General features: G+C 68.9%; 12 protein-coding genes and 7 pseudogenes. 15 read left to right on the top strand and 4 right to left on the bottom strand.

Translation table 11 applies throughout. The annotated features are described in order from the left end of the window. Window positions 1-148: 148 nt before the first annotated feature. The 14 genes and pseudogenes from DPM13_RS27600 to recN all read left to right on the top strand — a co-directional run bounded on the left by DPM13_RS27600 (window position 149) and on the right by recN (window position 15,537). Window positions 149-1,267, top strand: coding sequence for a TerC family protein (locus DPM13_RS27600; RefSeq protein WP_449579242.1), 1,119 nt, complete (start codon window positions 149-151; stop codon window positions 1,265-1,267). A 184-nt stretch (window positions 1,268-1,451) separates the two neighbouring features. Continuing rightward, window positions 1,452-2,602 (top strand): annotated as a pseudogene (locus DPM13_RS02495) (FtsW/RodA/SpoVE family cell cycle protein). Beyond that, a pseudogene (locus tag DPM13_RS02490) lies at window positions 2,599-3,664 on the top strand (UDP-N-acetylglucosamine--N-acetylmuramyl-(pentapeptide) pyrophosphoryl-undecaprenol N-acetylglucosamine transferase). The pseudogenes DPM13_RS02495 and DPM13_RS02490 overlap by 4 nt, the downstream one beginning before the upstream one ends. A 13-nt stretch (window positions 3,665-3,677) precedes the next feature. Then, on the top strand, window positions 3,678-5,105 hold the full coding sequence (gene murC / locus DPM13_RS02485; RefSeq protein ID WP_099649960.1) for a UDP-N-acetylmuramate--L-alanine ligase: 1,428 nt from the start codon (window positions 3,678-3,680) through the stop codon (window positions 5,103-5,105). After that, the gene (locus DPM13_RS02480) at window positions 5,102-5,371 is read left to right on the top strand and encodes a DUF2484 family protein (RefSeq protein ID WP_028717826.1); all 270 of its coding nucleotides are present in this window, start codon (window positions 5,102-5,104) and stop codon (window positions 5,369-5,371) included. Before murC ends, DPM13_RS02480 begins: the two co-directional genes overlap by 4 nt. Before the next feature lie 178 nt (window positions 5,372-5,549). Continuing rightward, window positions 5,550-6,470 (top strand): UDP-N-acetylmuramate dehydrogenase, encoded by a 921-nt coding sequence (murB, locus tag DPM13_RS02475; protein WP_112887392.1) that lies wholly within the window; start codon window positions 5,550-5,552, stop codon window positions 6,468-6,470. A gap of 113 nt (window positions 6,471-6,583) precedes the next feature. Beyond that, a pseudogene (locus tag DPM13_RS02470) lies at window positions 6,584-7,514 on the top strand (D-alanine--D-alanine ligase). Beyond that, the gene (locus tag DPM13_RS02465; protein WP_223252302.1) at window positions 7,502-8,224 is read left to right on the top strand and encodes a cell division protein FtsQ/DivIB; all 723 of its coding nucleotides are present in this window, start codon (window positions 7,502-7,504) and stop codon (window positions 8,222-8,224) included. Before DPM13_RS02470 ends, DPM13_RS02465 begins: the two are co-directional and overlap by 13 nt. A gap of 12 nt (window positions 8,225-8,236) precedes the next feature. Next, on the top strand, window positions 8,237-8,518 hold the full coding sequence (locus DPM13_RS21975) for a hypothetical protein (RefSeq protein ID WP_223252301.1): 282 nt from the start codon (window positions 8,237-8,239) through the stop codon (window positions 8,516-8,518). Between the two features lie 21 nt (window positions 8,519-8,539). Further along, a pseudogene (ftsA, locus tag DPM13_RS02460) lies at window positions 8,540-9,873 on the top strand (cell division protein FtsA). Between the two features lie 217 nt (window positions 9,874-10,090). Continuing rightward, window positions 10,091-11,704 (top strand): cell division protein FtsZ, encoded by a 1,614-nt coding sequence (gene ftsZ / locus DPM13_RS02455; protein WP_112887391.1) that lies wholly within the window; start codon window positions 10,091-10,093, stop codon window positions 11,702-11,704. A 229-nt stretch (window positions 11,705-11,933) separates the two neighbouring features. Beyond that, complete coding sequence (gene lpxC, locus DPM13_RS02450) at window positions 11,934-12,866, top strand: UDP-3-O-acyl-N-acetylglucosamine deacetylase (RefSeq protein ID WP_028717820.1); 933 nt, start codon at window positions 11,934-11,936, stop codon at window positions 12,864-12,866. 152 nt (window positions 12,867-13,018) lie between these two features. Beyond that, window positions 13,019-13,864, top strand: a complete 846-nt coding sequence (locus DPM13_RS02445; RefSeq protein ID WP_028717819.1) for an outer membrane protein assembly factor BamD — start codon at window positions 13,019-13,021, stop codon at window positions 13,862-13,864. A 31-nt stretch (window positions 13,865-13,895) separates the two neighbouring features. Next, window positions 13,896-15,537, top strand: a pseudogene (gene recN, locus DPM13_RS02440) (DNA repair protein RecN). 6 nt (window positions 15,538-15,543) lie between these two features. On the opposite strand, the gene DPM13_RS20390 reads toward recN, so the two are convergent. The 4 genes and pseudogenes from DPM13_RS20390 to DPM13_RS02420 form a co-directional block, all read right to left on the bottom strand. Then, a complete protein-coding gene (locus tag DPM13_RS20390; protein ID WP_028717817.1) occupies window positions 15,544-15,870 on the bottom strand; it encodes a hypothetical protein in 327 nt (108 codons plus the stop codon). Window positions 15,871-16,017: 147 nt separating this feature from the next. Beyond that, a pseudogene (locus DPM13_RS02430) lies at window positions 16,018-16,575 on the bottom strand (NAD-binding protein); the annotation flags it as partial. Between the two features lie 156 nt (window positions 16,576-16,731). Next, a pseudogene (locus DPM13_RS21970) lies at window positions 16,732-16,897 on the bottom strand (NAD(P)-binding domain-containing protein); the annotation flags it as partial. Next, entirely contained in the window at window positions 16,894-17,952 is a 1,059-nt protein-coding gene (locus DPM13_RS02420) for an enoyl-CoA hydratase/isomerase family protein (RefSeq protein ID WP_112887390.1), read from the bottom strand. The gene DPM13_RS02420 and the pseudogene DPM13_RS21970, both read right to left, overlap by 4 nt. A 146-nt stretch (window positions 17,953-18,098) precedes the next feature. Here DPM13_RS02420 and DPM13_RS02415 point away from each other — a divergent pair, with 146 nt between their 5' ends. After that, on the top strand, window positions 18,099-19,529 hold the full coding sequence (locus DPM13_RS02415) for an NCS1 family nucleobase:cation symporter-1 (protein ID WP_112887389.1): 1,431 nt from the start codon (window positions 18,099-18,101) through the stop codon (window positions 19,527-19,529). The last annotated feature ends 38 nt before the right edge of the window (window positions 19,530-19,567 follow it).

Below are 19,567 nucleotides of genomic sequence, written 5' to 3'. Positions count from 1 at the left end.
TTAGTCCTGTCACGGGCCGAGGAAAAGGGGCAGCGCAAACCGCATCCGCCGCGCCTTGGCAGATTTTGCTCCCGCGGGGGTTGCGCCTGCGGCTGCGATCCCCATCTGGAATGCGCGGACCGGGCCCCTCTGGCGACATGATGTCGCGATGTCGGACCGCATCGAGCCTGCTCGATGCCAGCCCGGAACCGATTCCCCCCTGTCCCGGCTTGGTGTTCAGCGACCAATGTGGAGCCTGACCGTGGAACCTTTCTATCTGACACTGTTTATGGGCACGCCGATCTGGCTGTGGCTCACCTTCCTTGCCCTCGTCGCGGCGCTGCTGGCCTTCGACCTCGGCGTGCTGAACCGCAAGGAGCATGAGATCGGCGTCGCCGAAAGCCTCAGGCTCTCGGCCTTCTACATCACGCTGGGCGTGCTCTTCGGGGGCTTCGTCTGGTATCAGCTGGGCGCCGAGCCGGCCGCCGAATACATGACCGCCTTCGTGGTCGAAAAGACGCTGGCAATGGACAACGTCTTTGTCATCGCGCTGATCTTTGCCACCCTGTCGATCCCGCGCCGCTATCAGCACCGGGTGCTGTTCTGGGGCATCCTGGGCGTGATCGTGCTGCGCGCCATCATGATCGGTGTCGGTGCCACGCTGATCGCCGAATACAGCTGGATCCTTTACATCTTCGCCGCCTTCCTGATCCTCACCGGCTTCAAGATGCTGTTCGTGGGCGACAAGGAACATGACATGGCCTCGAACCCGGTGCTGAAGTTCCTGCGCCGCCGCATGCCCCTCCGTCGCTTGACGGCCATTTCCCAATCATCGTCAAGCAGCAAGACTCAGGACCGGGCGCATCCGCCGCTTTGCCACGCCCCTGCTGCTGGCGCTGGTCATGATCGAGATCGCGGACGTCATCTTTGCCGTCGACTCGGTGCCGGCGGTCTTTGCCATCACCACCGACCCCTATATCGTCTACACCTCGAACATCTTCGCCATCCTCGGCCTCAGGGCGCTGTTCTTTGCGCTGGCGGCGATCATCCACCGCTTCGAATATCTCAAGCAGGCGCTGGCGATCCTGTTGATCTTCATCGGCTCCAAGGTGTTCCTGGCCGACCTGATGGGGCTCGAGAAATTCCCGCCGGCCGTGTCGCTGGGCATCACCTTCGCCATCCTCGGCGCGGGTGTCGCCTGGTCGCTGTGGCGTACGCGCGGCGACAGCCCCCCGCCGCCCTCGGGCGCCTGAGCCGCGCCGGATCAGGCCCCGGATCGGGCCGATGAACGTCCAGGCGCGCGGCAGGGGACCGCGCGCCTTTTGCATCCTGCGGGCGGTGCTGCGGAAATAAATCCGTTGTAGCGCGCCGGCCACAATCGCGCTATGATCGCCCACAGACCCGGAAAACCGGGCAGCCCGGCGGGACCACCCGCAGGGCCCTGAACTTGAGGCAGTGACGGCGGTATCCCCATGACCGAGATGGTCTTTGGCACCACGCCCGTGCGGGCTGGTGATCCGATTCTTCCCCGTTGGTGGCGCACGGTCGACCGATGGTCGCTGGCCTGCGTGCTGGGCCTGTTCGCCATCGGGCTGCTCCTGGGGCTCGCGGCCTCGGTGCCGCTGGCGGAAAAGAACAACCTGCCGCAGTTCTACTATGTCATCCGCCAGGCGGTGTTCGGCGGCGCGGCGATGGCGATGATGGTCGTCGTCTCGACCTTCTCGCCGCGCCAGGTGCGGCGCATCGGCGTCCTGGGCTTTGCCATCGCGATCACGGCCATCGTGCTTCTGCCCTTCGTCGGCACCGATTTCGGCAAGGGCGCGGTGCGCTGGCTGCGGCTGCCGGGCGGCATGTCGATCCAGCCCTCGGAATTCCTCAAGCCCTGCTTCGTCGCGATCTGCGCCTGGTTCATGGCCGCCAGCCAGGAGGTCGGCGGCCCCCCGGGCCGGGTCTATTACATTGCGGCCTTCGTCGTGTGAGCAGTCTTTCAGTCCAATACTGTCAAGCGACGTTCCTAGCTTCAACAAAGGGGTGGGGTTAATCACGATCTGATGTCCTATCCTGTTCAGAATCGGAAGTGGCTACGGTGGGCGCCTTCTTCGCCTACAACGCGTCCGAGCACTTCGCCCGCCGCATCGACGGCTTCCTCGCGGCCGAAGTCGATCCCCGCACCCAGATCGGCTATGCCACCAACGCCATCCAGGAGGGCGGCTTCTTCGGCGTCGGCGTCGGCGAGGGCTCGGTCAAATGGTCGCTGCCCGATGCGCATACCGACTTCATCATCGCCGTCGCGGCCGAGGAATACGGCCTCATCATGGTCATCGCGATCCTCGTCCTTTACGGCACCGTGGTCGTGCGCTCGCTGATGCGGCTGCGCGACGAACGCGACCCCTTCGTGCGCATCGCGGGCACCGGGCTGGCCTGCGCCTTCGGCGTGCAGGCGCTCATCAACATGGGCGTCGCCGTGCGCCTGCTGCCGGCCAAGGGCATGACGCTGCCCTTCGTCAGCTACGGCGGCTCCTCGGTCATCGCCTCGGGCATCGCGGTCGGCATGCTGCTGGCGCTGACCCGGACCCGGCCGCAGGGCCTGATGGGCGACGTGCTGGGGCGCAGACGGGGATGACCGCGCCGCTTTGCCTGATCGCCGCGGGCGGCACCGGGGGGCACATGTTCCCCGCCCAATCCCTGGCCGAGGTGCTGCTGGCGCGCGGCTGGCGGGTCAAGCTTTCGACCGACGAGCGCGGCGCGCGCTATGCCGGCGCCTTCCCGACCCAGGTCGCGCGCGAAATCGTCAGCTCGGCCACCACGGCGCGCGGCGGGCCGCTTGCGAAACTCGCGGTGCTGCCGCGCATCGGCACGGGCATCCTGGCCGCGGCGCGCGCCATGCGCGCAGACCGGCCGGCGGTGGTGGTGGGCTTTGGCGGCTATCCGACCATCCCGGCCATGTCGGCGGCGCTGGCGCTGGGCGTGCCGCGCATGATCCACGAACAGAACGGCATCATGGGGCGCGTGAACGCGGCCTTCGCGCGCCGCGTCCAGGCGGTGGCCTGCGGCACCTGGCCCGCGCGCCTGCCGCCGGGCGTCACCGGCACCCACAGCGGCAACCCGGTGCGCCGGGCCGTACTCGACCGCGCGGCGGCGCCCTATGCGCCCCCCGGCGACGGTGCCCTGAACCTGCTGGTGATCGGCGGCAGCCAGGGCGCGCGGGTGCTGTCGCAGACCGTGCCCCAGGCCCTTGCCGGGCTCGATCCCGACCTGCGCGCCCGCTTGCACGTCAGCCACCAGGCACGGGCCAGGACGCCGAACCCGTCGCCCGCGCCTATGATGCCGCCGGCATCCGGGCCGAGGTGCAGCCCTTCTTCGACGACGTGCCCGACCGGCTGGCGCGGGCGCAGCTGGTCGTCAGCCGGGCAGGGGCCTCCTCCATCGCCGACATCACCGTGATCGGGCGTCCGGCCATCCTGATCCCCTATGCGGCGGCAACGGGCGATCACCAGACCGCCAACGCCCGGGCGCTGGCCGAATCGGGCGCGGCGATCCTGCTGCCCGAATCCGTGCTTGACGCCGACAGCCTCAGGCGCGACATCCGCGACATTCTTTCCGACCCGGCCCGCGCGACCTCGAGGCAGCGGCGGCGCTGACGCTTGGCCGCCCCGACGCGGCCGCGCGCCTTGCAGCTCTGTAACGGACCTTTCCCGATGAACGCAGCGACCAAACTTCCGGGCGAGCTTGGCCCGATCCATTTCATCGGCATCGGCGGCATCGGCATGTCGGGCATCGCCGAGGTGCTGATGACGCTGGGCTACCGGGTCCAGGGCTCGGACGCGAAACGCTCCAAGATCACCGACCGGCTGGAAAGCCTCGGCGCCACCGTGTTCGAAGGCCAGCGCGCCGAAAACATCGGCGAGGCCGGCGTGGTGGTGATCTCGACCGCCATCAAGAAGGGCAACCCCGAGCTTGAGGAGGCGCGCCGCCGCGGCCTGCCCATCGTGCGCCGGGCCGAGATGCTGGCGGAACTGATGCGCCTGCGCTCGAACGTGGCCATCGCCGGCACGCATGGCAAGACCACCACGACCACGATGGTCGCCACCCTGCTGGACGCGGGCGGCTTCGATCCGACCGTCATCAACGGCGGCGTGATCCACGCCTATGGCTCGAACGCCCGCGCCGGGGCCGGCGAATGGATGGTGGTCGAGGCGGACGAAAGCGACGGCAGCTTCAACCGCCTGCCCGCGACCATCGCCATCGTCACCAACATCGACCCCGAGCATATGGAGCACTGGGGCAGTTTCGACGCGCTCAGGAAGGGCTTCCAGGATTTCGTCTCGAACATCCCCTTCTACGGCCTTGCGGTCTGCTGCACCGACCACCCCGAGGTGCAGGCCCTGGTCGGCCGCACCACCGACCGCCGCGTGGTGACCTTCGGCTTCAACGCCCAGGCCGACGTGCGGGCGATCAACCTGACCTATGAAAACGGCGTGGCGCATTTCGACATCGCGCTGCAGGGCGAATCGGCGCTGAACGATGGCGAGGTGCCGGTGATCCAGGGCTGCACCCTGCCGATGCCGGGCGATCACAACGTGTCGAACGCGCTGGCCGCCGTCGCCGTCGCCCGCCACCTGGGCATGAAGCGCGCCCAGATCCGCGAGGCGCTGGCCAAGTTCGGCGGGGTGGGCCGCCGCTTCACCCGCGTGGGCGAGGTGAACGGCGTCACCATCATCGACGATTACGGCCACCATCCGGTGGAAATCGCCGCCGTGCTGAAAGCCGCGCGCCAGGCCACCAAGGGCCGCGTCATCGCCGTGCACCAGCCGCACCGCTATTCGCGGCTCTCCAGCCTGTTCGACGATTTCTGCACCTGCTTCAACGAGGCCGATGTGGTCGGCATCGCCGAGGTCTATGCCGCGGGCGAGGATCCGATCCCCGGCGCGTCCCGCGACGATCTGGTCGCCGGGCTGATCGCCCACGGCCACCGCCACGCCCGCGCCGTCATCGACGAAGGCGACCTGGAGCGGCTGGTGCGCGAACAGGCCCGGCCGGGCGACATGGTGGTCTGCCTCGGCGCCGGCACAATCTCGACCTGGGCCAACAACCTGCCCGAGCGCATGACCGAGAAAGCGGCATGACCGCGCTGACCCAATATCCGGGCCTCGCCTTCGGGCTGGCCTTGCTCTGGGCGGCGCTGGCCTGCCTGCTGCCGCTGGTGCGGATGCGCCGCCGTCCGCCCTGCCTGTTCGCGCTGGTGGTCTGCGGGGTTCCGGTCCTGGGCTGGCTCACGCTGATCTGCGGGCCGGGCTTTGGCGTGCTGTTCCTGGCGCTCGGCCTGTCGCTGCTGGTCTGGCCGCCGCTGGAAAGCCTGCGCCGCCGCCGCCGTCCGCACAGCACGCCCTGAAAGGGGCGCGAATTCCGGTGTACGCCCTGTGTACGCGCGGTGTACGCCCCGTGCACCCGGATCACAGCGAAAATCCCTGCGTTTGCTGGCATTTTCGCACCGCCCGCACCGCCCTGTCACCGGCCCGCAACGCCCGCCCGATTGACGCCCCGCGCAACGCCGATTAACGACCCGATCCATGACCCAGACGCTTCCCACCCCGCGCGGGGCCCTGACCCCGAACCGCCCCCTGGCCGACCTGACCTGGCTGCGCGTGGGCGGGCCGGCCGACTGGCTGTTCCAGCCCGCCGACGAACAGGACCTGGCCGATTTCCTGGCCGCGCTCGACCCCGCGATCCCGGTCTTTGCGATGGGCGTCGGCTCGAACCTGATCGTGCGCGACGGCGGTATCCGCGGCGTGGTCATCCGCCTGGGGCGCGGCTTCAACGCCATTGAAATCGCTGGCGAAACCGTCACCGCAGGGGCGGCGGCGCTGGATGCGCACGTCGCCCGCCGCGCGGCCGAGGCCGGGCTGGACCTGACCTTCCTGCGCACCATCCCCGGCAGCATCGGCGGCGCGGTCCGCATGAACGCGGGCTGCTATGGCAGCTATGTGGCCGATCATCTGGTCTCGGTCCGGGCCGTGGCCCGCGACGGCGGGCTCCTCGACATTCCCGCCGCCGACCTGGCGCTGGCCTATCGCCACTCCGAACTGCCCCCGGGCTGCGTCCTGACCCGCGCCACCTTTCGCGCAAACCGCGGCGAACCCGCTGATCTGGCAGCGAAAATGCAGGATCAGCTGGCGCGCCGCGACGCCAGCCAGCCGACCCGCGACCGCAGCGCCGGCTCGACCTTCCGCAACCCGGCGGGCTATTCCTCGACCGGGCGGGCCGACGATTCCCACGATCTCAAGGCCTGGTCGCTGATCGACGCGGCGGGCCTGCGCGGCCACCGTCTGGGCGGGGCGCAGATGTCGGAAAAACACCCCAATTTCCTGCTGAACGCCGGTGGCGCCACCGCCGCCGAGCTTGAGGCCCTGGGCGAACTGGTCCGCGACCGCGTCCGCGAATCCTCGGGCCACGATCTCGCCTGGGAGGTCATTCGCGTGGGCGAGCCGTAAGCCGCCGCCCCGCCAAGAAAAAACCGCGAAAAATCGCCTCTGGCGCGAAATGCCTCTTTTGTGGATGGGGCCAAGCGGCTATCCTTGTCCCCGAACCCGGATCAACCGGGACGATGAGGCAGAATTTGGCGGGCAGGGCGAGCAGTTCGGCCCCGAAAGTCGCAGTCCTGATGGGCGGCCCCTCGGCGGAACGCGAGGTGTCCTTGTCCAGCGGGCATGAATGCGCAAAGGCGCTGCGGCAGGCGGGGTATCAGGTCATCGAAATCGACGCGGGCCGCGATCTGCCGGCGCGCCTGGCCGACGCCGCGCCCGACGTGGTCTTCAACGCCCTGCACGGCCGCTGGGGCGAGGATGGCTGCGTCCAGGGCCTGATGGAATGGATGGGCCTGCGCTATACCCATTCGGGCGTCCTGGCCTCGGCCCTCGCAATGGACAAGTCCCGGGCAAAGCAGGCTTTTCGCGACGCCGGGCTGCCCGTTCTGGACAGCCTGATCGCCGATGCGGACGAGGTGCGCGCGCGCCACGTCATGCCGCCGCCCTATGTGGTCAAGCCCAATGGCGAAGGCTCCTCGGTCGGGGTCTACATCGTTCGCGACGGCGCCAACGCGCCCCCGCAGCTGTCGCCGCAGATGCCCGCGCGGGTCATGGTCGAAACCTACGCCCCCGGCCGCGAGCTGACCGTCGCGGTGCTGGACGGCACCGCGCTCGGCGTGACCGAGATCGTGACCGAGGGCTGGTACGACTACGATGCGAAATACAAGCCCGGCGGCTCGCGCCATGTGGTCCCGGCGCAGGTCCCGGCCGAGATCGACGCCGCCTGCCGCGACTATGCCGAACGCGCGCATCATGCCCTGGGATGCCGGGGCTGAGCCGCAGCGATTTCCGCTGGTACTTCGCGGGGGCCACGGCATCATCATCCTGGAAACCAACACCCAGCCCGGCATGACGCCCACCTCGCTTGCGCCCGAACAGGCGGCGCATGTCGGCATGGACTTTCCCGCGCTTTGCACCCGTATCGTCGAGGAGGCGCTATGCCGGGACTGAACCCCTTCGGGCCACGCCCGGCCGAGGGCGGGGCGGCCCGTCCCGCGCCCGTCCGCCCGGTGCCCGCGCGCCCCGCGCCCAAGACGGCCGTGCGCCGCGACCCCGCGCCGTCGCGCCTAGCCTATCGGCTGAACCGGATGATGCTGCGGCCGCTGATCCGGCGGCTGGTGCGCATCGGCCTGCCGGCCTTCATGGCGGCGCTGGTCGCGGGCATCTGGCTGTCCGACGAAACCCGCCGCGCCCATCTGTCGGCGGGCATCGACGGCATCGTCGACCGCATCCAGAACCGCGAGGCCTTCCTGGTCCACAGCATGGAGATCGAGGGCGCCTCGGCGGTCGTCGACAAGGGCCTGCGCGCGATGCTGCCGGTGGACCTGCCGGCCTCGAGCTTCGACATCGACCTGGAAAGCCTGCGCGAACGCGTGCTCAAGCTGGACGCGGTCGAGGCGGTGGACCTGCGCATCAAGCCGGGCGGCATCCTGTCTGCGGTGGTGACCGAACGCGTCCCCGCCGTGCTGTGGCGCCACGCCCGCGGGATCGAGCTGCTGGACAAGACCGGGCACCGCGTCGCCTCGGCCACGTCGCGGGACGTGCGGGGCGACCTGCCCATCATCGCGGGCGAGGGCGCGGACCGCGCCGCCCCCGAGGCGCTGGCGCTGCGGACCCGCCGGTACCACCTGCCGCGCCTGCGCGTGCTGGAACCGTGGTGAGCGGCCTGGGACGTGGTCTCGGTCCGCGGCCAGCGCATCAAGCTGCCCGAGGACGGGGCCCTGCGCGCCTTTGAACGCGCCATGGCCATGGACCAGGCCCAGCACATGCTGTCGCGCGATGTCACGGTCGTCGACCTGCGCGCCGAGGCGCGCCCCGTGGTCCGCATCGGGCTGGACGCCCAGAACGCCATCCGCCGCGCGCGGGGGCAGCAGGAAATCGGCCCGGACGGCAAGCCGATCCCGACCGAAACGACCGCCGGCAAGGCTGGAAAGACCAAGAAGAACAGCGGATAAGTCATTGTAGGGCCAGGGGATATGAAGGACATTTATCACGTTCAGCGGGCCATGCGCACCATGCGGCGTCAGGCGATGGCGCGCGGCGTCATTGCGGTCCTTGACATCGGCACGTCGAAAATCGCCTGCCTCGTGCTGCAGTTCGACGGCCCCGGCCAGTTCCGCGAGACCGACGGCGTGGGTCCGATGGCCGGCCATTCGAACTTTCGCGTGATCGGCACCGCCCACACCCGGTCGCGCGGCCTGCGCTTGGCGAGATCGCGACCATGGCCGAGACCGAGCGCGCCATCCGCACCGTGATCCAGTCCGCCCAGAAGGCCGCGAACGTCCGCGGCGATCACGTCATCGCCTGCATCTCGGGGGCGCGACCGGCCTCGTACGGCGTCGCCGGAGAGATCCCGCTGGCGCTTGGCAAGGTGCAGGAGGACGACGTGGCCCGCGTCCTTGCCGCCTGCGACGTGCCCGACTTCGGCCGTGGCCGCGAGGTGCTGCACGCCCAGCCGGTGAACTTTGCCGTGGACGGCCGCTCGGGTCTGTCGGACCCGCGCGACCACGCGGGCGAGCGGCTGGCCGTGGACATGCATGTGCTGACCGTGGACGGCGACGCCATGGGCAACCTGGTCCATTGCATCCGCCGCTGCGACATGGAACTGGCGGGCGTGGCCTCGGCATCCTATGCGGCGGGGCTTGCCGCGCTGGTCGAGGACGAACAGGAACTGGGCGCGGCCTGCATCGACCTGGGCGGCGGCGCGACCGGCGTGTCGGTCTTCATCAAGAAGCACATGATCTTTGCCGACGCCGTGCGCTTCGGGGGCGAACTGATCACCCAGGACATCGCCAAGGGCCTGCGCATCAGCCACGCCCAGGCGGAACGCCTGAAGACCCTGCACGGCGGCGTCGAAGCCACCGGGCGCGACGACCACGAGATGATCCAGATCGGCAGCGAGACCGGCGACTGGGAAGGCGAGCGCCGCCAGATCAGCCGCGCCGACCTGATCGGCATCATGCGCCCCCGGGTCGAGGAGATCCTGGAGAAGGTGGCCGAGATCTTGGACGCGGCCGGCTTCGACTTCATGCCCTCGCGCCAGGTGGTGCTGACGGGCGGGGGCAGCCAGATCCCCGGGCTTGACACGCTGGCGGCGCGGATGCTGGGCCAGAACGTGCGCATCGGCCGGCCGCTGCGCATCCAGGGCCTGCCCCATACGGCCACATCGGCGGGGTTTTCCTCGGCCATCGGGCTTGCGCTGCTGACCGCGCACCCGCAGGACGAATGGTGGGATTTCGACATGCCCGCCGAGGCCCACCCGGCCCGCAGCCTCAAGCGCGCCTACCGCTGGTTCAAGAACAACTGGTAGGCCGACGAAGGGACCCGGCGGCGGCGGCGGGCAGCACCCGCGCCGCATGTTGGAGAATGGGCAAGATACCGCCTAGAATACCTTTCAAACACGCTACATTTTGTGCGTTTCCTGTGTTTTTCGGGTGACGCTAAGGCCAAATCTGGCTAGGCTGGCGGTCATCACGGGGATTCGACCGGACCAGTCAAAGTCCGGCACAACAACAAGGCAGGCGAACATGGAACGGCAGATCCACCTGATGCTGAACGACGACCAGGAACTGCGCCCGCGCATCACCGTCTTCGGGGTCGGTGGCGCGGGGGGCAACGCGGTCAACAACATGATCGACAAGCAGCTTGAGGGGGTCGAGTTCGTGGTCGCGAACACCGACGCCCAGGCGCTGAAATCCTCCAAGGCCGAGAATGCGATCCAGATCGGTCCCAAGGTCACCGAAGGGCTGGGCGCCGGCGCCAAGCCCTCGATCGGCGCCAAGGCCGCCGAGGAGACGATCGAGGACATCGTGGATCACCTGATGGGCGCGCACATGTGCTTCATCACCGCCGGCATGGGCGGCGGCACCGGCACCGGCGCCGCCCCGATCATCGCCCAGGCCGCGCGCGAGATGGGCATCCTGACCGTCGGCGTCGTGACCAAGCCGTTCCAGTTCGAAGGCACCAAGCGGATGCGCCAGGCCGAGGAGGGCGTCGAGGCCCTGCAGAAGGTCGTGGACACGCTGATCATCATCCCCAACCAGAACCTGTTCCGCCTGGCCAACGAAAAGACCACCTTCACCGAAGCCTTCGCCATGGCCGACGACGTGCTGTATCAGGGCGTCAAGGGCGTGACCGACCTGATGGTGCGCCCGGGCCTGATCAACCTCGACTTCGCCGACGTGCGCGCGGTGATGGACGAGATGGGCAAGGCCATGATGGGCACCGGCGAGGCCTCGGGCGAGAACCGCGCCGTGCAGGCCGCCGAAAAGGCCATCGCCAACCCGCTCCTGGACGAAATCAGCCTGAACGGCGCTAAGGGCGTCCTGATCAACATCACCGGCGGCTACGACCTGACCCTGTTCGAGATGGACGAGGCGGCCGAGAAGATCCGCGAGAAGGTCGATGCCGATGCCAACATCATCGTCGGCTCGACGCTCGACCCCTCGATGGAAGGCACGATCCGCGTCTCGGTCGTGGCGACCGGCATCGACGCCTCGGCGGCCGAGATCCCCGCGCCCCGCCGCGGCATGCGCGAGCCGCTGACCCAGACCCCGCCCGTCGCCCAGAAGGTCGAGGACGAGCCCGTCCCCGCCCGCCGCGTGGTGATGACCCAGGCCGAACCGCAGCCCGCGCCGCGCGTCCAGTCCTCGGCCGCCCGCTATGACGAAGACGACATGCCCCGCCCGGCCTATCAGCCCGAGGCGCGCCAGCCGGCCCAGTCCACCAGCGACGCGCTGGGGGCGGATTCGGGTGCCTTCGTCGCGCCCCGCCGCGCCGCCCAGAACCCCGGCACACCGTCGGACGCGGTGATGCAGCGGCTGGCCGCCGCCGTGCAGAAGGCGCCCGAGCGTCAGGCTGCCGCGCAGGGCCGCCAGGCCGCCCCCGCACAGGCCCAGCAGCCCGAGTCGAACCGCCTGCAAAGCCGCATGGGCGGGCTCAGCCGGATGCTCGAGCGCATTTCGGGCCACGCCGAGCAGACCGAAAAGCCCGCCGCCTCGACCATTGCCGAGCGCGTGAACGAACGCGTCCAGGCCCGTCGCAATGGCGGTTTCGATGCCGGCTTCGACGACCTGGCCGGCCCCGAGCGGTCGGACGAGAACGTCGAGATCCCCGCGTTCCTGCGTCGTCAGGCGAACTGATCCGATCACAAGTTTTTCGGACACGATCATCAGGGACCGCTTCGGCGGTCCTTTTTTATTGGGCATTTTCAAAGGTTTTCTGCGCTGCGGCGGAATCCGGCAAGGCAAGGGACGGCTTTGTTTCATGCCGTCACAAATCGTTAATTGTAGGACTCGGGGCCCGCGCCTAATTCAGCATCAAGGCGGCGGGCCCATCCCCGTCGGTTCAAGATCAGAAGGCAGCAAGACCATGCAGACCACCATCGCTTCCAAAGCCCAGTTCCGCGGAGTCGGACTGCATTCGGGTGCGGCGGTGCGGCTGGCGATCCTGCCCGCTCCGGCCGACCATGGCATCGTCTTTGTCCGCACCGATCTGGGCCGGGCCCGGATTCCGGCGCTGTGGGACCATGTGACGCCGTCACAGCTCTGCACGCTTTTGGACAACGGACAGGGCGCGACCGTCTCGACCGTGGAACATGTCATGGCCGCGCTGGCCGGCACCGGCATCACCAACGCGGTGGTCGAGGTGAACGGACCCGAGATCCCGATCCTGGACGGCTCCTCCGCGCCCTTCGTGCAGGGCATCGTCGAAGCCGGGCTGCGCTATTACCCCGACGCGCCGTTGCGCGCGATCCGTGTCCTGCGCGATGTCGAGGTGCGCCAGGGCCTGGCCCATGCCCGCCTGTCGCCTGCCGATCATCTGGCCATCGACTTCCAGATCGACTTCACCGATGCCGCCATCGGCCATCAGGAAAAATCGCTGGACATGGCGAACGGCACCTTCGTGCACGAGCTGATGGACAGCCGCACCTTCTGCCGGCAGTCGGACGTCGTGCAGATGCAGCAGAACGGGCTGGCGCTTGGCGGCACCTATCTGAACGCGGTCGTGGTCGATGGCGACAAGGTCCTGTCCCCCGGCGGCCTGCGCCACAAGGACGAGGCCGTGCGCCACAAGATGCTGGACGCCATGGGCGATCTGGCCCTGGCCGGCGCACCGCTGCTGGCGCGCTATACCGGCCACCGCGCCGGACACGCGATGACGAACAAGCTGCTGCGCGCGCTGTTTGCCCAGCCCGACGCCTGGGAATGGGTGACGGTCACGCCGGCGATTCAGCGCCACCTGCCGGGCGCGGGCGTCATCAGCGCTGCGGCGCGTGCCATGCCTGCCCTGGCCGTTGCCTGACGGGCAGGCGGGGGCTTGGGCGGCGGGTGGCCTATCTGTCCGTTATTTCCGCATTTTGGCATTTTGCGCAGCCCGATTTTCTGTGCTAGGACGACCGGGCCGCGGGGCATGGCTTTGTGCGGCGGCATGAATTTCTGACGGACGGGTAAGATATGGCGGGCATCAGATCGGCGGGTTCCTTGGTCGCATTGGCCCTGTCCGCCACGCTTCTGGCGGGATGCGGGGGGCAGTCCTCGCGTCCGCCCGAATCGCTGGAAAGCTTCACCGCCGAGGAAATCTACAAGCGCGGCGAATACGAGCTGGAGAACAGCCGCAAGCCGCAGGACGCCGTGCATTACTTCTCCGAGGTCGAGCGGCTTTATCCCTATTCCGAATGGGCCAAGCGCGCGCTGATCATGCAGGCCTATTCCTATCACCGCGCCCGCGACTACGAAGAGGCGCGGGGTGCGGCGCAACGCTTCATCGACACCTATCCGGGGGACGAGGACGCGGCCTATGCGCAATATCTTCTGGCGCTCAGCTACTACGACCAGATCGACGAGATCGGCCGCGACCAGGGCCTGACCTTCCAGGCGCTGCAGGCGCTGCGCGAGGTGATCGAACGCTATCCCGACACCGAATATGCGCGCTCGGCCATCCTCAAGTTCGACCTGGCCTTCGACCATCTGGCCGCCAAGGAAATGGAGATCGGGCGCTATTACCTCAAGCAGGGGCATTACACCGCCGCCATCAACCGTTTCCGCGTCGTGGTCGAGGAATACCAGACCACGACCCACACGCCCGAGGCGCTGATGCGCCTGGTCGAGGCCTATCTGGCCCTGGGCCTGACCGACCAGGCCCAGACCGCCGGCGCGATCCTCGGGCACAATTTCCGTTCCTCGCCGTTCTATGCCGACGCCTATGCCCAGCTGCGCCAGCGCGGCCTGAAGGCCGAAGCGGCGGGCGACAGCTGGCTGACCAACGTCTATCGTCAGGTCATCCAGGGCAAGTGGTTGTAAGGGTGCGCTGAAGCGCCCTGTTGGTGGGGTCATGCTTCGTTCACTGGAAATCCGCGATGTCCTGCTGATCGACCGGCTGGAACTTGAGTTCCGGCCCGGCCTGAACGTGCTGACCGGCGAAACCGGCGCCGGCAAGTCGATCCTGCTGGATTGCCTGGGCTTCGTGCTGGGCTGGCGCGGCCGGGCCGACCTGGTGCGCGCCGGCGCCGCCCAGGGCGAGGTCTCGGCCGTCTTCGACCTGCCGAACGGGCATCCCGCGCGCGCGCTGCTGGACGAGGCGGGCTATCCCGTGGGGGACGAACTGATCCTGCGCCGGGTCAATGCGACGGACGGGCGCAAGACTGCCTGGATCAACGACCGCCGCGCCTCGGGCGAGTTGCTGCGCAGCCTGTCGGAAACGCTGGTCGAGCTGCATGGCCAGCACGACGACCGGGGCCTGCTGAACCCGCGCGGCCACCGCCTGCTGCTGGACGCCTTTGCGGCCTTGACGTGGCGCCCGCGCGCGCCGCCTGGGCCGCCCGGCGCGAGGCGCGCGCCGCGCTGGCCGAGGCCGAGGCCGCCCTGGCCCAGGCCAGGGGCGAGGAGGATTTCCTGCGCCATGCCGTGGCCGAGCTTGACAAGCTGGACCCCCAGCCCGGCGAGGAGGCCGAGCTGGACATTCGCCGCCGCAGCATGCAGGGCGCCGAGCGCATCCGCGCCGATGTGGCCCGCGCCTTGCAGGCGCTCGGGCCCGAAGGGGCCGAGGGCGCGATGCTGGACGCCGCCCGCTGGCTCGAGGGTGCCGCCGACCGCGCCGAGGGCCGGCTGGAAGGCCCGGCAGGCGCCCTGCAGCGCGCGCTGATCGAACTGGGGGATGCCGTCTCGGGCGTGGAATCGGCGCTGGAGGCGATGGATTTCGACCCCCGCGATCTGGAGGCGACCGAAGAGCGTCTGTTCGCCCTGCGCGCGCTGGCCCGCAAGCATGACGTGCTGGCCGACGATCTGGCGGGGCTGGCCGACCAGCTGCGCGACCGCCTGGGCCGCATCGACGCGGGCGAGGGAAACCTGGCGCGCCTGCGCGACGCCGTGGCTGCGGCCGACGCCGCCTATGACGCGGCGGCCGTGCCCTGACCGGACAGCGCGCCGCGGCCGCCAAGCGGCTCGATGCCGCGATGGCGGCCGAGCTTGCGCCCCTGAAGATGGAGCGCGCCGTCGTTGAAACCCGTGTGACCGAGGGCGAGCCCGGATCCGAAGGACGCGACGGTGTGGCCTTTACCGTTGCCACCAACCCCGGTGCCCCGCCCGGACCGCTGGACCGCATTGCCTCGGGCGGCGAGCTGTCGCGGTTCCTGCTGGCGCTCAAGGTGTGCCTTGCGCGCGGCAACGACGCGCTGGTGCTGATCTTTGATGAAATCGACCGCGGGGTGGGCGGCGCGACCGCCGATGCCGTGGGCCGACGCCTGGCCCGGCTGGCCGAGGGGGCGCAGGTTCTGGTCGTGACCCACAGCCCGCAGGTCGCGGCTTTGGGCGGGCATCATTTCCGCGTCGCGAAGTCGGTCGCGGCGGGCATGACCACCTCGACCGTGGCGGCGCTGGACGAGCAGGAGCGGGTCGCGGAAATCGCCCGGATGCTGGCCGGCGAGGAGGTTACCCCTGCCGCGAAGGAAGCCGCCCGCGCCCTGCTGCGCGGCTGACGGCGTTCAGTCCAGGATCCGGGATGGCCGGATCACCGACTGGACCCGCATGGTCCCGGGATCATAGCGGATCAACCGCCCCTCGAGCACCCCGTACCGGCTGCCTTCGGGCGAGCGGTTGATGCCATACAGTCCCGGCCGCGTGATCTGGTGCAGGGCGTTGGGATCGACGGTCTGACCGACCTGCACTTGCGGTTCAAGACGTGCCTGGACCAGGCCGGAAGGCGGCGGCGGTTCGGGCGCGTCCGATCCCGCGCGCTGCGCAAGCACCATCCCGGCCAGGGCGATGCCTAGGGCCGCAGCAATCTGGGATATGAAACCGCTGGTCTGCATCGGGACAGCTTGAACGATCCGGCTTGCGTTTCCGTTAACGCCCCAGGGGCGCGATGCGGAAAAAACGACCTGTTCTGCCGGAAAGATCCACCCCTCGCATCGTTTTGTAAGGGGTGGTGCAGTCTTGCCGCAGCCTGCGGACGATGCCTAGCCCTGGTCGCGGCCTCGGGCCGCCAGCCGGGGCAGCATGGCCGAGAAGTCCTTGCCCTTGCCGTCCTCCTCCTCGACGAAGCGGCTGTAAAGGCAGGCGGCCAGCGCGCCCATGGGTGTGTCGGCATCGACCGCCTCGGCCGCCTGCTGACTTAGCCGCAGGTCCTTGAGCATCAGTTCGGACGCAAAGCCCGGCTTGTAGCCGTTGTCGGCGGGCGATTGCGGCCCGACGCCGGGGGCCGGGCAATAGGCGTTCATCGACCAGGAATAGCCCGACGAGGTCGAGACCACGTCGAACATCTTTTGCCGGTCCAGCCCCAGCTTGTCGGCAAGGGCAAAGGCCTCGCAGGTGGCGATCATGGTGACGCCCAGGATCATGTTGTTGCAGATCTTGGCCGCCTGGCCCGCCCCCGCCTCGCCGCAATGGACCGCCTTTTGCCCCATGATGTCAAAGAGCGGCGCGACCGTCCGGAACGCATCGGCGGGACCGCCCACCATGAAGGTCAGCGTGCCCGCGGCCGCGCCGCCGATCCCGCCCGACACCGGCGAGTCCGCGCGCCAACCGGGCGGCAATCACCATGTGCATTGGATGCGGCATGTCCAGCCCAGGAACCGGAAGGAGTTCGAGAGAAAGCTCGTCCGGTGGGTAAAAGCCATGGCGGGGATCGAGCAGAAGGACCCATTGCCGGAAGGCGCCCTTCATATCGCCGACGACCACTCCGGGGCCCTGAGGCGCATCGGCCGCGCTGGCGGCCGGCATGACGCTCTCGGGCAGCGGCGCGGCCGGGTCGAAGCCCGCCACCGCATGTCCCGCGCGCACCAGGTTCAGGGCCATCGGCCCGCCCATATGCACCAATCCGATGAAACCGATCTTCATGCCTCGTCCTCCCATGTCAGTTCCGCATCGCCCAGGGGGGCGAGCATGGCGCGCACATGCGCCTCGCCCGCGTCCGCAGACCAGCGCGGGTTGCGGTCCTTGTCGATGATCTGCGCCCGCACGCCCTCCAGGAAATCGCTTTCGGCGGTGGCGCGCCAGGTAAAGCGGAACTCGCGCGCCAGGCTGTCGCGGACCGAGGCATCGCCCCGCGCCGCCCGCACCAGCGCCAGCGTCGCCGCCATCGACAGGGGCGAATTGCGGCGCAGCGGCTTCAGCGCCGCCTCGTCCCCCGCGCGCTCCAGCGCCTCGACGATCTCGCCGACCGTGCGGCCGCCAAAGGCCGACAGGTCGGCATCCGCCAGGGGCGCGGGCGGCGGCGGCGCGCCCTTGACCAGATGGGCGTCCCCGGTCTCGGCCAGCCGGTCGATCAGCGCGGGCCAGTCCGCCTCGGGCAGGTAATGGTCGGCAAAGCGGGCGTGGATCGCGTCGCCCGGACCCATCCGCCCGGCGGTCAGGCCCAGATATTCCCCGATCCGCCCCGGCGCATGGCCCAGAAGCCAGCTGCCCCCCACGTCGGGGATCAGGCCGATGCCGGATTCGGGCATGGCGATCTGGGTCGTGTCGCCCACCACCCGGTGGCTGGCGTGGCCGCCGACGCCCACGCCCCCGCCCATGACAAAGCCCTGCATGAAGGCGACGACCGGCTTCGGAAAGCCGGCGATGCGGGCATTCATGCGGTATTCGTCGCGGAAAAAGGCCCGGCCCAGGTCATGGTCGCCGGCCAGTCCGGCGCGATAGACCGCCGCGATATCGCCGCCTGCGCAAAAGGCCCGGTCGCCTTCGGCATCGACGATCACCAGCGCGACCTCGGGGTCGTCGCGCCACGCGCGCAGCGCCGCGTCGATGGCCAGCGCCATGTCCCGGCTCAGCGCGTTCAGCGCCTGCGGCCGGGTGAACGTGATGCGGCCGGCGTGCCGGTCCTTGCGGATCGTGACATCGGGCGTCGGTGGGTCCCCGTCCTGCGCGGGGCCCCGCGTCTGTGGCGCTGCCGTCATTCTGTCCTCTCCCTCTTTGCTGCTCCAAAGACACGCAATCTGCGACAACCGGCCCTGGGGCCAAGAAATTCTCTGGTGCGCCCCCATGGATCGCCTAGGCTGAGGGGCACCGTCAAGCGGACGGGTGCAATGAACGTGGGGACGTCATGCAGATCACAGATCCCTCTCCCAGGCTTTACAACGAGGACCTTGCCCCGGCGCGGGACCGCCGATGGGGGGCCTTTTCCATCTTCAACGTCTGGACCTCGGACGTGCACAGCCTTTGGGGCTACTACCTGGCGGCCAGCCTGTTCCTGCTGTGCGGCAGCCTGCTGAACTTCGTGCTGGCCATCGGCATCGGGTCCCTGGTGATCTATGCCCTGATGCAGATGGTGGGCCTGGCCGGCGTGCGCACCGGGGTGCCCTTCCCGGTGCTGGCGCGCGCCAGCTTCGGCACCTTCGGCGCGAACGTGCCGGCGCTGGTGCGGGCGGTCGTCGCCTGCTTCTGGTACGGCGCGCAGACCGCCGCCGCCTCGGGGGCGATCGTGGCGCTTCTGCTGCGCAGCCCGGCCATGCTGGAGTTCCACCAGACCAGCCACATGCTGGGCCATTCCACGCTGGAACTCTTGTGCTACCTGTTCGTCTGGGGTGCGCAACTGCTGATCATCCAGAACGGGATGGAGACGGTGCGCCGCTTTCAGGACTGGGCGGGCCCCGCGGTCTGGGTCGCCATGCTGATGCTCGCCGTCTACCTGATCGTCAAGTCCGGCACCTTCAGCTTTGGCGACGAGATCCCGCAAGAGATCCTGCTCGAGGCCACGCGCGCCGCGGGCGTGCCGGGAACGCCCGGTTCGTTCGTGACGCTGATGGCGGTGGCGGCGACCTGGATCACCTATTTCGCGGCGCTCTACCTGAACTTCTGCGACTTCTCGCGCTATGCCCGCGACGAACGGGCGCTTCGCCTGGGCAATGCCTGGGGCCTGCCGGTGAACCTGCTGGCCTTCTGCCTGGTCGCGGGCGTCACCACCACGGCCGCCTGGCATGTCTATGGCGAGGTGCTGCTGCATCCCGACCAGATCAGCGCCAAGTTCGACAGCCTGTTCCTGGCGCTTCTGGCGGCGGCGACCTTCGCCATCGCGACGCTGGGCATCAACGTGGTTGCGAACTTCGTCTCGGCGGCCTTCGACTTCTCGAACACCATCCCGCGCTACATCAGCTTCAAGCGGGGCGGGCTGATCGCGGCGCTGATCGCGCTGATCCTCTACCCCTGGGCGCCCTGGGAAACCAACGCCACGCATTTCGTGAACTTCATCGGCTCGACCATGGGGCCGATCTTCGGGATCATGATGGTGGACTACTACCTGATCCGCAAAGGTGTGGTGAACGTCGAGGCGCTCTATCAGGAACATGGCGAATTCCGCTTTCAGGACGGGTGGCACGTCAAGGCCTTCATCGCCTTCGGCATCGGCATGGTCTTCAGCTCGATCCTGCCGACCTTCACCAGCCTGCTGCCCTCGTGGTGGGGCATCTACGGCTGGTTCTTCGGCGTGCTGATCGGCGGCGGCTGCTATTACATCCTGCGATCCGCCGACCGCTAGGTCTTCCTTGTTGGGAAAATACCCCGGGGGGCGCGGGG

This window comes from Paracoccus mutanolyticus (assembly GCF_003285265.1).
GTDB lineage: Bacteria > Pseudomonadota > Alphaproteobacteria > Rhodobacterales > Rhodobacteraceae > Paracoccus > Paracoccus yeei.
This window is presented reverse-complemented; position numbering and strand designations above follow the sequence as displayed.

What these genes read in the sequence shown, in the direction of transcription:
- DPM13_RS02480 (WP_028717826.1), top strand. Translation starts at nt 5,102, where the DNA reads ATGACCGCGCTGACCCAATATCCGGGCCTCGCCTTCGGGCTGGCCTTG.
- DPM13_RS02415 (WP_112887389.1), top strand. Translation starts at nt 18,099, where the DNA reads ATGCAGATCACAGATCCCTCTCCCAGGCTTTACAACGAGGACCTTGCC.
- murB (WP_112887392.1), top strand. Translation starts at nt 5,550, where the DNA reads ATGACCCAGACGCTTCCCACCCCGCGCGGGGCCCTGACCCCGAACCGC.
- ftsZ (WP_112887391.1), top strand. Translation starts at nt 10,091, where the DNA reads ATGGAACGGCAGATCCACCTGATGCTGAACGACGACCAGGAACTGCGC.
- lpxC (WP_028717820.1), top strand. Translation starts at nt 11,934, where the DNA reads ATGCAGACCACCATCGCTTCCAAAGCCCAGTTCCGCGGAGTCGGACTG.
- DPM13_RS27600 (WP_449579242.1), top strand. Translation starts at nt 149, where the DNA reads ATGTCGGACCGCATCGAGCCTGCTCGATGCCAGCCCGGAACCGATTCC.
- DPM13_RS02445 (WP_028717819.1), top strand. Translation starts at nt 13,019, where the DNA reads ATGGCGGGCATCAGATCGGCGGGTTCCTTGGTCGCATTGGCCCTGTCC.
- DPM13_RS20390 (WP_028717817.1), bottom strand. Translation starts at nt 15,870, where the DNA reads ATGCAGACCAGCGGTTTCATATCCCAGATTGCTGCGGCCCTAGGCATC.
- murC (WP_099649960.1), top strand. Translation starts at nt 3,678, where the DNA reads ATGAACGCAGCGACCAAACTTCCGGGCGAGCTTGGCCCGATCCATTTC.
- DPM13_RS02420 (WP_112887390.1), bottom strand. Translation starts at nt 17,952, where the DNA reads ATGACGGCAGCGCCACAGACGCGGGGCCCCGCGCAGGACGGGGACCCA.
- DPM13_RS02465 (WP_223252302.1), top strand. Translation starts at nt 7,502, where the DNA reads ATGCCGGGACTGAACCCCTTCGGGCCACGCCCGGCCGAGGGCGGGGCG.